The following is a 15,230-nucleotide window of genomic DNA, read 5'->3' as shown; positions in this document are numbered from 1 at the left end:
ATTACGACGGCTTTCTGAAAGTGGGAGGCGATCAGCTTGCCGAGACTGGTTCTGCCATGGCGACCACGACCTTGCGCGATCCCTGGAAGGTCGAACGACCGTGAGCGACCAGCATGTTGTCGAGCATCAAGACGTCACCCGCCTGCCAGGGAAAACTCACCTGACAGCGCTGCAGCACTTCGCGGATGTGCTCCAACGCTTCCAATTCAATTGGCGAGCCGTCGCCATAAAACACGTTACGCGGCACGCCCTGCTCCCCGACGATGGAGATCAATGTCTCGCGCACCGACGCTGCCAGGTTGGAGATATGGAACAGATGAGCCTGGTTGAACCACACCCACTCCCGGGTCACCGGATGCTGGGCAACGGCCTGGCAGACCTGGCGAGTGGAAAGCTCGCCATCGTCCGTCCACTGGAACTCGATGTTGCTGTCGCGACAGAAACGCTCGACCTGGGCACGGTCTTCGGTGCTGAAAGCCTGTTGCCAGGGCAAGTCCAGGCCATTGCCGTAATTGCGCACGTACATCAGGCGTTTCTCGGCAAAACGCTGACGGATAGCAGGATCGAGTTGCTGGTAAACGAGGCGGCTGTCGGCTATGGGGGTTTCACCGCCGACCGGCGAGGCCTGCATACAATGAAACCAGATTTTCATCGGCCAATTCAGCGAATAGGACTGTTCATTGTGCAGCGGGATAACCTGATGGGCCGGGTACTCGGTGGAGGTGTATACCCGGTTGTTGAGCTTGGTGCGCGGGGTGGAAGCGTAGTCATAGGTCAGCAGTTCATGGCCGAAGCTACGAGCAAATTCCTCGAAGTCCGCCTCTCCCTTGAACGCAAAACCGCGAAACAAAATGCCACCCGCACGCGGCAACTCAGTTTCTACGACCTGCTGGATCTGCGCTCGACTGGCTTGCCAGGCATCGCCGGCAAGCGGAGCCTGGAATATGAACGGCAGGGTCTGCTCGTTACCCGGTACAACATCCATGAATTGAACCTGTGCACGCATCAAACCGCTTTCCATTTAAGCCCCCCGCCATCGCGATCAGCGTATTTTTCGAGAGCATAAACTAATACAAACGAGTAACACCTGCAATAGAGAATCATTGTCATTAATGACAATTGTATTGCAGATGATACGTTTTACTTGGTCTGCAGCACGCTCTCGCGCTCGGCGATATGCGACATCAGCAGATAGGCAGAACCCACCAGGCCCTGCATCGTATCGGCATAGCGGCTGCGATTGAGGTACAGGAATTGGCGATTCTTCACTGCAAACAGATTCTGCCACTGTGGGGACTGACGAAACGCCGCTGTGCTGGCTTCTGAGTCGAGCAACTCTTCATACGTGTCAATAATGAAATCGCTGTCGAAGTCGCCGATGCGTTCCAGGCTGTAAGGCACGTTCTGCCGCGCCTCGCGGTACGCGGCGACACGCCCCAGGCCAAAGTCGGCAATGACGTCGTCCATGCCGCCGCGACCGATCAGTTGAAAGCCGTCGCTGTAGACTTCCAGCGTCGTGACGGTAATGCGCGAAGGATCTTTCACGCGCTTCTTGAACTCGCTGACGACCCATTGATATTCGTTGAGCATTTCCGCATAGCGCTGCTGCTTGCCGACCAGGTCGGCGAGTTGTTTAGCGTAAGTCTTGATATCGCTTTCCCGAGCAGGGAGCAGCACGACCGGGGCGATTTTGCTGAGCTTGTCCTTGAGGTCGGCGTGATAGGACAAACCCACGATCAAGTCAGGCTTCAAGGCTGCAATGGCTTCCAGATCGGGCGCCTGGTGCGAGCCGATATACTGAATGCCCGTCACATCGAACCGCTCCTGCGTCCCGCGGAACAACACGTCCGAGAACAGCTTTTTGCGCCCCGTCGAACCACAGGGTTTGACCCCCAACTCCAGCAACTGGGCCGTCAGGCTGAAGTCATGCAAAGACACAATGCAATGCGGCGCCACGGGAACCTCGACTCGGCCAAAACTGTTCTCGAACACTTTGGTTTCAGCGGCGCCAGCCTGTACAGCTACCAATGCCAACGGCACACATAGCATGCCAAGCACACCTCGGAAAAAACCTTTAACCCGGTCCCGCACGCGTTTACCTCCACACATTTCCAATGAGCGTCGCTGTGTTTTCAGCGACTGCGTTGACGCGCCAGCAAAACAATCAGATACGGCGCGCCGATGATTGCGACAACCAGCCCTGCGGGCAACTGCAGGGGCGGCAAAAGCCCCCTGCCCAGCGTGTCACCGGCCAGCACCAACAACGCACCGACCAAGGCCGACAAGGGGATCAAGGCGCCATGACGGTCACCCGCCATTTGTCGCGCCAGATGAGGCGCCACCAGCCCGACAAACGTCATGGTGCCCACGTTCGCCACTGCAGCCGCCGTTAACATGACGCTGCACAGCAACAACGAAACCATGATCCACGTGACATTCAGCCCTCGACTGAGTGCGACTTTTTCACCCAACTGCAACAGATTCAACTGGCGATGACAGAACAGCAACGGCACCCCAGCCACCAATAGCCAAAGGCCGAGGCTATGAACCTGCGGCCAACTGGCTCGGTGCAAACTGCCGCCAAGCCACATCAGGGCCGACTCCACCTGATCGATATTGCCGTAAGTGATGAGCAGGTCGGCCACCGCGCTAAGCATCGCGGTGAGACCGACGCCGACGAGGATCAAGCGCAACGGCGAGATGCCCTGGCGCCAGGACAGCAGCGCAACGAAGAAAGCCACCGCCAACCCGCCGGCCAGTGCCGCCAATGGATAGAACTCCAGAGGTAAAAGCGCCGGCCAGAGCACGATAATCAACAACATGGTGACGCTGGCGCCTGATTCCACGCCCACCAGGCCCGGCGCCGCCAGCGGGTTACGCGTCAACGACTGCATCAACAGACCCGCAAGGGACATGGCCGCACCGGCCAGGACCGCCAGCAAGACACGCGGCAGCCGCAGCTCCCAGAGCAGGTTGCGCATTGTCGAATTGACTTGCTCAGGTGCCAGCAAGGCTTGCCAGACCTGGGCGACACTCAGTGAGTAGCTGCCGACGGTCAATGCGTACAGCGCCAATGCAACAACGGCAACCATCAGCAACAACACTGAAATCAAGTCGATCGGTCGCGCAATCCAAGGCAACAACGGATACGCCCGGGGCAAGGTCAATCCCGCTCGCATCATCTGACCTTCCTCAATACCAGCACGACAAAAATAGGGCCGCCGATAAGCGCCGTCACGATACCGGTATTGAGTTCGAACGGACGCACCACGGTTCTTGCCGCGATATCCGCCAGAATCAGCAGCAACGCTCCCAGCAACGGGGCGGCCAGCAACAGTCGACGATAATCATCGCCGAACAACAGTCGCGCCGCATGAGGCACCACCAGACCGACAAAGCCAATGGGCCCCGCCAAGGCCACTGCCCCCCCAGACAACAGCACCACCGACGCCAAGCCCAGCACGCGCATTTTCAACAGATTGACACCCATGCCGGCCGCAGCCTGCGGGCCAAGACGATGGGCATTCAATGCACGGACGTTCACCAGGCACAGGCACATGCCGAGCAAGACATAAGGCCAGACCCAAGCCTGCATCGAGCCCCCGGTCACTCCGATGGAGCCGGTAAGCCAGCGCCGCAGACTGTCGAGCCCCTGTTGATCGAGCAGCAGCAAAATCGAGGTAATGGCGCTGAACAGTGCCGCGATCATCGCTCCGGACAGTGTCAGCCGAATCGGATTGTGCCCCCGACCCGCCAACAGCAGGACGCCGACAGAGGCCACCAATGCCCCCGCAAATGCAAACAATGGAATCATCGACATATCGTTGCCCGGCAGCACCAGCAAACCGAACACGACGAATAACGCAGCACCGCTGTTGATGCCGAGAATGCCCGGATCGGCCAACGGGTTATCACCCACCGCCTGCATGATTGCACCGGCAAGCCCGAGGCTGGCCCCCACCAGCATCGCGACCAGCAGACGCGGTAAGCGGCTGCCACGAATGACGCTCTGGTCGGGGTTGCCCGGCGCATAGGCGACCAAGGCCTGCCAAGCTTCCTGCCAAGGTATGTCCTTTGCGCCGACGGCCAGATGAAGCAGCGAGGTCAAGGCAATTGCCATCAACAAGCCCAACCAGACCGGCAACCGTAAACCCTGACTCACATCGCCTCCCGCACAGCCAATGGCTGGCTTCGGCTCGTCTGCGGCACGCATAACGGATCACCGGAATAAGGGTCGGTGATGATGTGCGCATCCAGATCAAACACCGCTTTGAGATTGTCCCGAGTGAACACCTTGGCAGGGACGCCTTGGGCGAGCACACGCCCTTCGCGCATCATCACCAAATGGTCGGCATAACGCGCCGCCTGGTTCAGGTCGTGAAGGACCGCCACGATGGTTTTGCCTTGCTCACGAAGATCCACCAGCAACTCAAGCAGCGTGATCTGATGCGCAATATCCAGAAATGTCGTTGGCTCATCCAGAAGGATCACCGGCGTATCCTGGGCCAGGGTCATTGCAATCCAGCAGCGTTGCAGTTGTCCACCCGACAGGGTGGCCAAGGAACGATCAAGCAAAGGACTGATGCCCGCCAAGTCAATGGCGCGGTCAATTGCCTGTTGATCCTGTTCGGACCATTGGCGCCACCAGGTCTGCCAGGGAAAACGCCCCTGCATCACCAGCTCGCGCACACTCATACCCGCTGGCGATGTCGTGCGCTGCGGCAATAACGCCAGGTGTTGTGCCAGCGTTCGACGCGAATACTGCCCCAGCCGCTTCCCCGACAGCTGCACGTCGCCCGCGCTCGGCCGCAGCATATGCGCAAGCACATTTAACAACGTGGTCTTGCCGCACCCGTTCGCCCCGATCAACGCCGTGAAACGCCCTTCAGGAATATCCAGGCTAACACCGTTGAGAATCTGCTGTTCGCCATAGCTCAGCCGCACATCGGTGGCTTTCAGCATGACCGTCCCTCCACGCCCAAAAGGCCTGATCGAATTATTCGTCGAGCAACGCCCCCGCGATATTTCTTTCGTCCGGTAACACCGTAGGGAGTCAGCCGGGGGGCATAAGTGGGCGACAGGATATGTCGAAAATAAAATAATTGCCTACAAGACTGACAACACTAATGCAAACCCTTATCATTTACAGCTAACATATGGCCAGTAGACACCAACCCTGATGGTCTATTGATCGAACTGAATCAGGGCATAAGGCCCCCAAAGCCAAAATGTAAACTCAAGGACTCCCTCGATGCTCGGAAAAAAAACAACAGTTGGCACCGAAAAACGTTACGTCATGCGTCATCCCGCATTTCACCTGAGCACCCTTGCACTGGCTTTGGGGAGCATTTTTTCAGCGCAGGCGATCGCCGCGCAGGATGAAACATCCGATAAGGGTACAACCGTTCAACTCGGTGAAATCAACATCAACGCCGCCGCCCCGGAGAACCCGACAGGCCCGGTCAACGGCAAAGTCGCCTTGCGCAACACCAGCGCCACCAAAACCAACGCAGCCATCACTGAGACGCCGCAGTCGTTGTCCGTGGTGACCGCCGATGAAATGCGCGATCGCAAATCAGACACCCTGGCCGACGCCCTGAGCTACACCCCGGGCTTCACCAGCCAGCCCAGCAGCTTCAACCGGACCTCCGATCGGTTCCGCATTCGTGGTTTCGACGTAGAGTCCGCCACCGGCGGCTCGCTGCGCGACGGCCTGCGCCTGCAAAACAACTCCTACGACGGCGTCCAAGAACCCTTCGGCCTGGAGCGCGTGGAAGTGATCCGCGGCGCGGCCTCGGTCTTGTACGGGCAGCTGTCACCGGGTGGATTCGTCAACGGCGTCAGCAAGCGCCCGACGGAGGCGCCGCTGCACGAGTTGGGCCTGCAATATGGCAATCACGATCGCAAGCAACTGACAGCGGACTTCAGCGGCCCCCTGGGCGACAGCGAGACGCTTAGCTATCGCTTGACCATGCTCAAGCGCGACAGTGACACCCAGCAGGACTACATCAACGACGACAAGACCTACATCGCCCCGGCCCTGACCTGGCGTCCCAACGAAGACACGTCGCTGACATTGCTGTCCTTCTATCAAAAAAGTGACACACGCTTCTCCGCCCCCCTGCCCTATCAACTCGTCAAAGGTGTCGGCAACGGCCCCTTCACCATCGGCCGCCACGATTTCATCGGTGAGCCTGACTACGACGATATGAATGGCGAAATGTCCGCCATCGGCTACGAGTTTGAACACCGTTTCGACGAGCACACCCGCATCAGCAACAAATTGCGTTACTACGAAGCGGATGTGAAATGGAAATACCTGCAGGTTCGGACAGGGGCCCCAGTCAATACCGCAGCCACCACGGGCCTCCTGGCTCGTCAGTACAGTGATCGCCATGAGCGCTCCAGAGCCCTGGCCAGCGACACTAACGTCGAGACACGCTGGAACATCGGCGGCGTGGAAAACACCTTCCTGGTGGGCGCTGATACCTACGATGCGTCGTACGATTCGCATAACTTCCGGGCCAACGCACCTTCTATCAATATCGGTGACTACAACTACGGGCAACCGGTAGTGGTGGACAAGGATCCGAGCCGTGATCGTGGCTCACAGATCGATACCCTGCAGACAGGCATCTACCTGCAAGACCAGATCAAGTTCGACGACCACTGGTTGCTGTTGCTCGGTGGCCGCCACGACTGGGCCAGCCAGGATCAAAAAGCCTTTGCCCCTGGTCGGTCTCCGGCTCATCAAAGCAACGAAGCCACCACCTGGCGTGCGGGCCTTGTGTATCAGGCGGATAACGGCCTGGCCCCGTACATCAGCTACAGCGAATCGTTCTTCCCGGTCGCGGTGGCCGAAGCGACTGATGGGCAGACCTTCGATCCTACCGAAGGCAAGCAGTACGAAATTGGTATTCGCTACCAGCCTCCTGGCAGCAACACCCTGTTGAGCGCAGCGGTTTATGAACTGACGCAAGAGAACGTAGTGAAGCGCGACCTGGCGGGCGAAAATCCCCAGCAGATTGGCGAACAGCGCTCCCGCGGCCTGGAGCTGGAAGCCAAGACAGACGTGACGCCTCAACTGAGTGTCATCGCGACCTACGCCTACACCGATGCGCGCATTACCAAAAGCCAGATCCAGAGCGAAGTAGGCCAGCGCAGCGAAGACACGCCCTACCATCAGGCCGCCATATGGGCAGACTACAACTTCGCCTTGTTCGGCTTGCCGCAGTTGAAGGTCGGTGGTGGTGCTCGCTACAAGGGAACCACCCAGGCCTCGGGTATCGACTCGCAGATGCCGGCCTATACCCTGTTCGATGCCATGGCCAGCTACCAGATCGACAAGAACTGGGACATCGCCCTCAACGCAAACAACGTGACGAACAAGAAATACACTTACTGTGAAGTTGCCATCTGCCGCTACGGCGACGAGCGCGAGTTGGTAACCTCCGTTAATTTCAGGTGGTAAGATCGGCTCGGTCGGCGCTGGCAGGGGTCGACCGAGCCATGTAACGCAGCAGAAATCCAAGCACCAGATAGAAGCTGGGTGACACTGGCTTCTACCCCCCTCAAGGGCGATCAAGCGCCTGTTCATACAAAAAACCGATCACGTCCCAAGGACAATAGACCAATCAGGTATTGCTAACCAGGATTGCGGCATAGGCCTGGGGAATCAAGGCTATCGGACCGTATCACCGCGCACTGGCAGGTACGGTTTGTGGTCTATAGTTCCTAGCAAATCCGAAATATTTTCGCTCGTGCAACCTGGAGCAACATCCTCTCGAGCCATAAACCGCGTCGGATAACCACCCGCCTTCAATAGTGAAATGCAGGGAGCACACTATGCCGAACCAGCGGCCCGAGACACTGAGGTTGGCCCCTGGCCCTGCCCATCATGCAGAGATTGATGGCGATACCGAGGCCGGCGTATTTCGGTTTGGCATCGACCAGGCCAAGGAAGCCTACATTCTGTTTCCGATGCTGGCCGCGTTGCTGTTGCTGGCCATCTGGACCGCGACCCTGTACCTGATCAAGGTTGAACATGCCCGCGCGCAGCAGAGCGCCGCGACGGCAAGCCTGGAGATGGGCGCCACCTACGAAGCGCAAATGTTGCGCGCCATTCACGAAATCGATCAAACCCTCAAACTGGTCAAATACACCTACGAAGCTGAAGGTGAGCCTAATCCCTTGCGCCGTCTCCAGGAGCGGGCCTTGTTGCCGCCGGCCTTGGTGTTCGACGTCAGTGTGGTCAGCCCGGACGGCAGGCTCGTGGCAAGCACGCGGGTCAACGAGCGGGAAAATATCGCCGACCCTGATGAGCAGCAAACGCTGCGCCATAGCGACTCACTGTCCATCAGCCACCCGTGGAAAAGCCCTGTCACCGGAGAATGGCGCCTGCGTTTCAGCCGGCGACTCGACGCGAAGGATGGCGGGCTTTCCGGGATCGCCAGGGTCGAGGTCGATGCGGCCTATTTTGTCAGCAGCTACGACGCCTCGAAACTCGGCGACCAGGGTGCGCTCGGGCTGCTTGGCACCGACGGCATCTTCCGCGTACGGCGCACCGGGGAAACGGTACTGGCCGGCGATACGGTCAATTACAGCGCCGTGGTGCCGGACGCCGAAAACACCGAGACCGTGCTCTCGGTCAACGGATGGGACGGGGTGCGGCGCTACACCAGTGCCCGCCAGCTCTACGACTTTCCGTTGGCGGTGATTGTGGGCTTGTCCGAGCAAGAGCAACTGGCCGCAGTGAACCAGCAAGCGCGCACCTATCTCTGGCGCGCCGCAGGCGGCAGCCTGGTGCTGGTGTTGTTGGTGAGCCTGCTCGCCCGGATGAGCTGGCAACTGGCGCAGAGCCGTTTGCGCGCCGCCGAAGCCCAGACGCAACTGGCCGCGGCCGCCCGTCAAGCCGGCATGGCCGAAATCGCCACCAACGTCTTGCACAACGTGGGCAATGTGCTCAACAGCGTGAATATCTCCGCCGACCTGGTCACCCGCAAGCTGCGTACCAGCAAGGCCTTGGGGCTCGGCAAAGCGGTGCAAATGATGAACGAGCATGCCGAGGACCTCGGCGACTTCATCTCCCGCGACGAAAAAGGCAAGCTGCTGCCCGGCTACCTGAACCAACTGGTAGACGCGCTTGCGATCGAGCAACAGAGCATGGCCGAGGAACTCGGCCAGCTGACTAAAAGCGTTGACCACATCAAGGAAATCGTTTCCGCCCAGCAATCGTATGCGGGCACCTCTACCATTGCCGAAACCGTGCAGATAAAGGAACTGATCGAGGATGCCTTGCGCATGAACGCCGGCATCATCGCGGCGCGCCAGATAGCCGTGGTACGAAAATTTGCCGAAACGCCCTTGTTGCTGTTGGACAAGCACCGGGTGCTGCTGATCCTGGTCAACTTGATAAAAAACGCCAGCAGGGCGATGGATGACAAGCCTGAGCTTGCTCACCAGATCATCCTTCAGAGTGAGATGCACCAAGGAGACACCCTGGTGATCAAGGTCATCGACAATGGCGAAGGCATCGCGCCCGAGAACCTGACGCGAATATTTGCCCATGGCTTTACCACGCGTAAGGACGGTCATGGTTTTGGTCTGCACAGCTGCGTCCTGGCGGCCATGGAGATGGGCGGTTCACTGGAAGCCCACAGCGATGGCCCGGGAACAGGGGCGACCTTTACGCTCAAATTGGCGATCTAGGCTACGCTTCGGTGGTTTCACGCAGTTTCAGCCAACGTTACAAGGAACAGACGAATGGCGCTCCATGCAACGAGGTCACGTTGACCCTATGGCGACAAGACCCAACACACTGGCCCTGGCCGTCATGACGCTGTATGCCGGCGGCTCCAGCGCCGATACAGCCGATACGTCGATGTTCTCGTTGAGCAGCTTCGGCACGGTGGGGATCGTTCACTCCAGCGAGAAAAAAGCCGACTTCACGTCCAGTATCTTCAAGCCCAACGGCGCGGGGCATTCGCGCAACTGGAGCGCCGACGTCGACAGCCTGATCGGTGCCCAGCTGACCGCCACGTTCACCCCGCAGCTGTCAGCTGTGGTGCAGGTCATTTCCGAGCAGCGCTACGACAACAGTTACCGACCCTTTGTCGAGTGGGCCAACATCAAGTACCAGTTCACGCCGGACTTCAACGCACGCATTGGCCGTACCGTGTTGCCGTCGCTCCTGGTCTCCGACACTCGAAAAGTGGGCTATACCCTGCATTGGGTGCGAGCGCCCATGGAGGTCTACAGCCTGATGCCGATTTCCAGCAGCGACGGCATCGATGGCAGCTACCGGTTTCGAGTCGATGAAATCACCAACACGGTGCACGCCCACTACGGCCAGACCGACAGCCGCGACTCCGACGGGACCGGCAAGGCGCTGACGAGAAATCTCTGGGGGGTCACCAACACCACCGAGCTTGGCGTCCTCACCACACGCATCACCTACATGAAGGCCGACCTGACCCTGGAGCCGTTCAATTCACTCTTCGATACCTTCAGGGCGTTTGGTCCGGAAGGCGTCGCCATCGCCGATCGCTACGATTCCGATGACACCCCCGTCGACTTTATCGGCTTGGGTGCCAGCTATGATCCGGGCGACTGGTTCGTCATGAGTGAATGGGGGCGTCTGGACAGCCGTTCCGGCCTGGGCAGGACCAGCGCCTGGTACATCAGCGGCGGGTACCGCATCGCAGCGTTCACCCCCTATGTCACCTACGCGCGCTCCAGAACCGAAACAGAAGTCTCCAGCCCGGGCCTGACGCTATCGGCCTTACCGCCGGCCCTGGCGGGCACGGCCGCCGAACTCAACGGTGCGCTCAACAGCATCCTGGGCTCGAACGAAGGCCAGCAGACCCTTTCCCTGGGTATGCGCTGGGACTTCACCAAGAACATGGACGCCAAAGTGCAATTCGATCACACACGTTTCAAGGGCAACTCGGTCGGTCCGTTGATCAACCCCCAACCGGACTTCACGTCGGGGGGTTCGCTCAACGTCATCAGCCTGGCTGTTGATTTTGTCTTCTGATGGAGCAGGCCATGTGGGTTGTGAGACTCATCGGATTCGCCATGGCGGGGCTCGCCCTGTGCGCCGCCAGTGCTGCCGTCAAGGCCGAGGTAGTGGTGGTCGTCGCCGCGTCCAGCCCGGTGAAGACGCTCGCGCGCAATCAGGTGGCGGATATATTCCTCGGCAAGACCAGTCGTTTCCCCGACGGAGGACAGGCAACGCCCATTGACCTGACGGAAGATTCGCCGACCCGCGACGAGTTCTACACAACGTTCACAAGCAAGTCCGCCTCCCAGCTCAAGGCGCACTGGTCGAAAATCATCTTTACCGGCAGAGGCCAACCGCCCCAGGCTGTTTCAAGCAGTGCGGAGGTCAAGAAGCGTGTTGCAGAGAACCCCGGCACCATTGGCTATATCGATGCTCAGGAGGTAGACGGCAGCGTCAGGGCACTGCCGCTTGACCCGCAATAAGCGCGGGCCTCAGGTATCGAGATCCGTGCCAGCCGCCTGGGCTTGCAGCAACACCTTGAACTGATCGGCGGGCACCGGTTTGTTGAAGTAGAACCCCTGGAATTCGTCGCAGGCATTGTCGCGCAGGAAATCGGCCTGCTCCTTGGTTTCCACGCCCTGGGCCACCACGGTCAGGCTGAGGGTCCGGCCCATGGCAATAATGGCCTCGGTCAGGGCTTTGTCTTCCGACACGCTGCTGGTATCGCAGATACACGAGCGGTCAATCTTGATGACATCCAGCGGAAACTGTTCGAGGGCAGAGAGCGAAGAATAGCCAATGCCGAAATCATCGATGGCGATGCGGACCTTCAGGTGTTTGAGCCCGGTCAACACGTTCAACGCTTTCTTGACGTCCTGCATGAGCAGGCTCTCGGCGATCTCCAGCTCCAGCAGACGTGCATCCATACCGGTTTCGGCCAATATCCCAGCCAGGTCCCTGAGCAGGTTCTCATCGGCAAACTGCCGTGCCGTGAGATTCACGGCGACCCCCAGGCATGGTAATCCCTGTTGCTGCCAGGCCACGTTTTGCTGGCAGGCGGTCTTGAGCACCCACTTGCCGATCGGCACGATCAAACCGGTCTCTTCCGCTACCGGGATGAATTGCATCGGTGCCACGATACCCAGGTCCGGGTGATTCCAGCGCAGCAGCGCTTCCATGCCGGTAATGCGGCCACTGCCAATATCTCGCTTGGCCTGGTAGTGAAGCTGGAACTCGTGGCGCTCCAGGGCGTGGCGCAAGCTCAGCTCCAGCGTCATCCGCTCCAGTGAGTCCGCGTTCAGCTTCGCGGAGTAGAACTGGAAATTGTTCTTGCCGCACTGCTTGGCCTGGTACATCGCGATATCGGCGTTTTTCTTGAGGGTCTGCTCGTCCAGGCCATCCTGTGGGAAAACGCTGATGCCGACGCTGGCGGTCACCCGGAACTCCTGGCCCTGGAGGTTGAAAGGCCGGGCAATGGCCCCAAGGATTTTCTGGGCAGTGGTTGCCACGTCCTTGTCATCGGACAGCTCTGGCAGCAGGATCACGAATTCGTCGCCACCCAATCGAGCCACCGTATCGCTGGTGCGCAGACACGCCTTGAGTCGCAGCGCCACCTCCTTGAGCAATTGATCGCCGGCATCGTGCCCAAGCGTATCGTTGACTTGTTTGAAGCGGTCGAGGTCAAGGAACAGCACTGCCAGTTGCCGATGATAACGACTTGCCTCACCGATGCTCTGGCTCAACAGCTTGCTGAACAGACTGCGATTGGGCAACGCCGTAAGGCCGTCGTGATAAGCCAGATACTCGACATTTTCGGCGTAGGCAATTTTCGCTTCGCCTGCGCGCAGACGGCTTTGCACCAGTTGCCAGCTCATCCGGGCGAGCAGCCCCGCCAACAACACCAGCAACAGGCTGCCGCCGGCCGTACGCCAGAGGTAGGTGTGCGCTTGCCGCGTCACTGTGGCCAGTTGTTCTTCTTCGGACAACCCGACGATCACCGCCAGCGGAAAATCGTAGAGCTGACGGGCGCTGGTGTAGCGCCGCACGCCGTCCGTCCCGTTGATCAAGCGTACGGCGTCAGTGTTTTCGGTGTCCGGCACCACGGCGGCGTAATCGACCTCATTGCCGGCCGATATCGCTTCCCCGCTACGCCGTGCCCGAAAGACGCCGTCGATGCCCAGCAGGCCGAGCAAGCCCTGATTGCCAAGCTTCGAGGTGTCATAACTGCTGACGAAATAGGCCGCATCGACTTCAACCATGGCAATCCCGGCGAATGCGCCATCCCCCGTGTCGAGCCGCCGGCTGAAACGTAGCTTCCACTCCCCCGTCGCCGGGCTTTTCCACGGGCGGCTGATCGACAGTGCAGTGTCACGCCCCACCGTTTGCAGCTCATCCTTGGCAATCTGGTTTCCGACCTCACTCGATTGGGTACTGGCCACGACCAGCCCCCTGGCATCCACCACGCTGACATCAAACAAATAAGGTGAAGGCAGCAAGGCGCGCGCCTTGAGCTTGGGCAGCGGATTTGTCTCGCGCTCGGACTCGTAGGTGTACTTGACGAGTTTGAGGGTCTGGTCGATTTCACGCACCGCCCGTAGGATCTGCGCTTCGTAGGTGGCGCCGATTTCCAGGCTCGCCTCGGCGATGCCCCGCTGCGCGCGGGTCTGTTCGACCTTGATCAGGTACAGGGTTCCCGCCCAGATGACCGACAGCAGGAGAGCCGCCAACAGCGGGAACAGAATGTAGGCTTCCTTGACCTGATCGAAGCGGCGCCGAAACAGATCGCCCGTCGCATCGGACAAGGGGTTTTCACGAGGGGCAACATCCTGGGCCGACGTCAGTACACTCGCCCGTTGGATCGCCATGGTGTGCTCCCTGCATTGTTCACTGCTGACGGCCTGCGGATATCCGACGCGGCAATGCTGCGAGGCGTCCATGGTTCCTGGCCGCCGACACTGAAGGATTCCGGACCTGCACAAAACTATAGACCACAAACTGTGCCTGCCAATGCCAATCGGCACGCCGACCGTGGCTTTGCACTGGTTGTAATGACGAAGTGCAGTTGACTCCCCTGACTTATTGGTCCAGTTTTTAATGCAACAGTGCCCTGCAAGTCTTTCATGCAGGACGCAATGCCCGATAAATCCTGTTCGTTAATCAAGGGCCCCTGCCAGCCTATGAATGATGTACGTAGGACCTACCCTGTCATTGAACGCCAATGGATGCCCCTGTGCCGTTGATTCCCCTGGTTGTGTGTGACGACTCCAACATGGCGCGCAAACAGGTGTTGCGCGCGCTGCCTGCAGACTGGCCGGTTTCGGTCACCGAGGCGGTCAACGGGTGCCAGGCGATGGACGCCATACGCCAAGGCCTGGGGCAAGTGGTGCTGCTCGACCTGACCATGCCGGAGATGGATGGCTACCAGGTGTTGAGCGCATTGCGCGCAGAGGGCTTGAAGGCGCAAGTCATCGTGATTTCCGGTGACGTCCAGGACGAGGCGGTGCGCCGCGTGCTTGAGCTGGGCGCGCTGGCGTTCCTGAAAAAACCTTTCGACGAAAACGAACTGCGCCAGACCCTCACCCGGGTGGGGCTACTGACCCGATCCGACCAGGTGCCGTTGCAGAATCGTTCGGCCACGAACACGGCCATCGGTTTTCACGATGTGTTCCGCGAGACGGTCAACGTGGCCATAGGCCGGGCGGCGGCCCTGATCGCCAAGGTATTGGGGGTCTTTGTGCAGTTGCCGGTGCCGAACGTGAACATCCTCGAGGTCGGGGAACTGCATATGGCGCTCAACGACGTCGGCAGCTCCCAGCAACTCACGGCCATCTGCCAAGGTTTCATCGGCAGCGGCATCGCCGGCGAGGCCCTGCTGATATTCCATGACTCGGAAATCGCCGACATCGCGCAATTGATGCAGCGCGAGAGCGCCGATTATTCGGACCTGGAAATGTTGCTGGACCTTTCCAGCGTCTTGATCGGCGCGTGTCTCAGCAGCATTGCCGAGCAGATCGATGTGGTGTTTTCCCAGGGCCATCCGCAGATTCTCGGCCAGCACGCGGCCATCGAGGAACTGATCCAGGGCAACCGCATGCACTGGAAAAAGACCCTGGCAGTGGAAATCAGCTACAGCCTGGAAGGGCACGATATTCGCTTCGATCTGTTGCTGCTGTTCACGGAAGACTCCATCGAACGGTTGACCCACAAACTCGCCTATCTGATGAGCTGA

11 protein-coding genes are annotated in these 15,230 nt (G+C 59.4%); 5 read left to right on the top strand and 6 right to left on the bottom strand.

Annotated elements, in window-relative coordinates; all coding sequences use genetic code 11:
• Positions 1-31 precede the first annotated feature (31 nt).
• The 5 genes from BLO97_RS02555 to BLO97_RS02535 form a co-directional block, all read right to left on the bottom strand.
• A complete protein-coding gene (locus tag BLO97_RS02555) occupies positions 32-1,006 on the bottom strand; it encodes a TauD/TfdA family dioxygenase (protein WP_092345098.1) in 975 nt (324 codons plus the stop codon).
• 134 nt (positions 1,007-1,140) lie between these two features.
• Positions 1,141-2,049, bottom strand: coding sequence for an ABC transporter substrate-binding protein (locus tag BLO97_RS02550; RefSeq protein ID WP_063321655.1), 909 nt, complete (start codon positions 2,047-2,049; stop codon positions 1,141-1,143).
• 83 nt (positions 2,050-2,132) lie between these two features.
• Positions 2,133-3,182, bottom strand: a complete 1,050-nt coding sequence (locus BLO97_RS02545; RefSeq protein ID WP_063321656.1) for a FecCD family ABC transporter permease — start codon at positions 3,180-3,182, stop codon at positions 2,133-2,135.
• Complete coding sequence (locus BLO97_RS02540) at positions 3,179-4,162, bottom strand: FecCD family ABC transporter permease (RefSeq protein WP_063321657.1); 984 nt, start codon at positions 4,160-4,162, stop codon at positions 3,179-3,181. Before BLO97_RS02540 ends, BLO97_RS02545 begins: the two co-directional genes overlap by 4 nt.
• On the bottom strand, positions 4,159-4,962 hold the full coding sequence (locus tag BLO97_RS02535) for an ABC transporter ATP-binding protein (RefSeq protein ID WP_092221812.1): 804 nt from the start codon (positions 4,960-4,962) through the stop codon (positions 4,159-4,161). The genes BLO97_RS02540 and BLO97_RS02535 overlap by 4 nt, the downstream gene beginning before the upstream one ends.
• Positions 4,963-5,251: 289 nt before the next feature.
• On the opposite strand from BLO97_RS02535, the gene BLO97_RS02530 reads away from it, so the two are divergent.
• The 4 genes from BLO97_RS02530 (at position 5,252) to BLO97_RS02515 (ending at position 11,484) form a co-directional block, all read left to right on the top strand.
• Positions 5,252-7,471: a TonB-dependent siderophore receptor gene (locus tag BLO97_RS02530; protein WP_092344760.1), complete on the top strand. Its 2,220-nt coding sequence runs from the start codon at positions 5,252-5,254 to the stop codon at positions 7,469-7,471.
• 374 nt (positions 7,472-7,845) lie between these two features.
• Positions 7,846-9,708 (top strand): ATP-binding protein, encoded by a 1,863-nt coding sequence (locus BLO97_RS02525; RefSeq protein ID WP_092344758.1) that lies wholly within the window; start codon positions 7,846-7,848, stop codon positions 9,706-9,708.
• A gap of 88 nt (positions 9,709-9,796) precedes the next feature.
• Entirely contained in the window at positions 9,797-11,035 is a 1,239-nt protein-coding gene (locus BLO97_RS02520) for a porin (protein ID WP_092344756.1), read from the top strand.
• 11 nt (positions 11,036-11,046) lie between these two features.
• A complete protein-coding gene (locus tag BLO97_RS02515) occupies positions 11,047-11,484 on the top strand; it encodes a type 2 periplasmic-binding domain-containing protein (protein WP_063321661.1) in 438 nt (145 codons plus the stop codon).
• A gap of 9 nt (positions 11,485-11,493) precedes the next feature.
• Here the strand turns inward: BLO97_RS02515 and BLO97_RS02510 are convergent, their stop codons facing one another.
• The gene (locus tag BLO97_RS02510; RefSeq protein ID WP_092344754.1) at positions 11,494-13,866 is read right to left on the bottom strand and encodes a putative bifunctional diguanylate cyclase/phosphodiesterase; all 2,373 of its coding nucleotides are present in this window, start codon (positions 13,864-13,866) and stop codon (positions 11,494-11,496) included.
• Between the two features lie 353 nt (positions 13,867-14,219).
• Here BLO97_RS02510 and BLO97_RS02505 point away from each other — a divergent pair, with 353 nt between their 5' ends.
• Positions 14,220-15,230 carry a response regulator gene (locus BLO97_RS02505; RefSeq protein WP_092142049.1) on the top strand — a complete coding sequence of 337 codons (1,011 nt, stop codon included), beginning with the start codon at positions 14,220-14,222 and terminating at the stop codon, positions 15,228-15,230.

Origin of the sequence: Pseudomonas sp. NFACC05-1 (genome assembly GCF_900100135.1) — a bacterium.
Lineage (GTDB): Bacteria > Pseudomonadota > Gammaproteobacteria > Pseudomonadales > Pseudomonadaceae > Aquipseudomonas > Aquipseudomonas fluorescens_Q.
The sequence above is the reverse complement of the archived record's forward strand: the minus strand, read 5'-3'. Positions and strand labels throughout refer to the sequence as shown.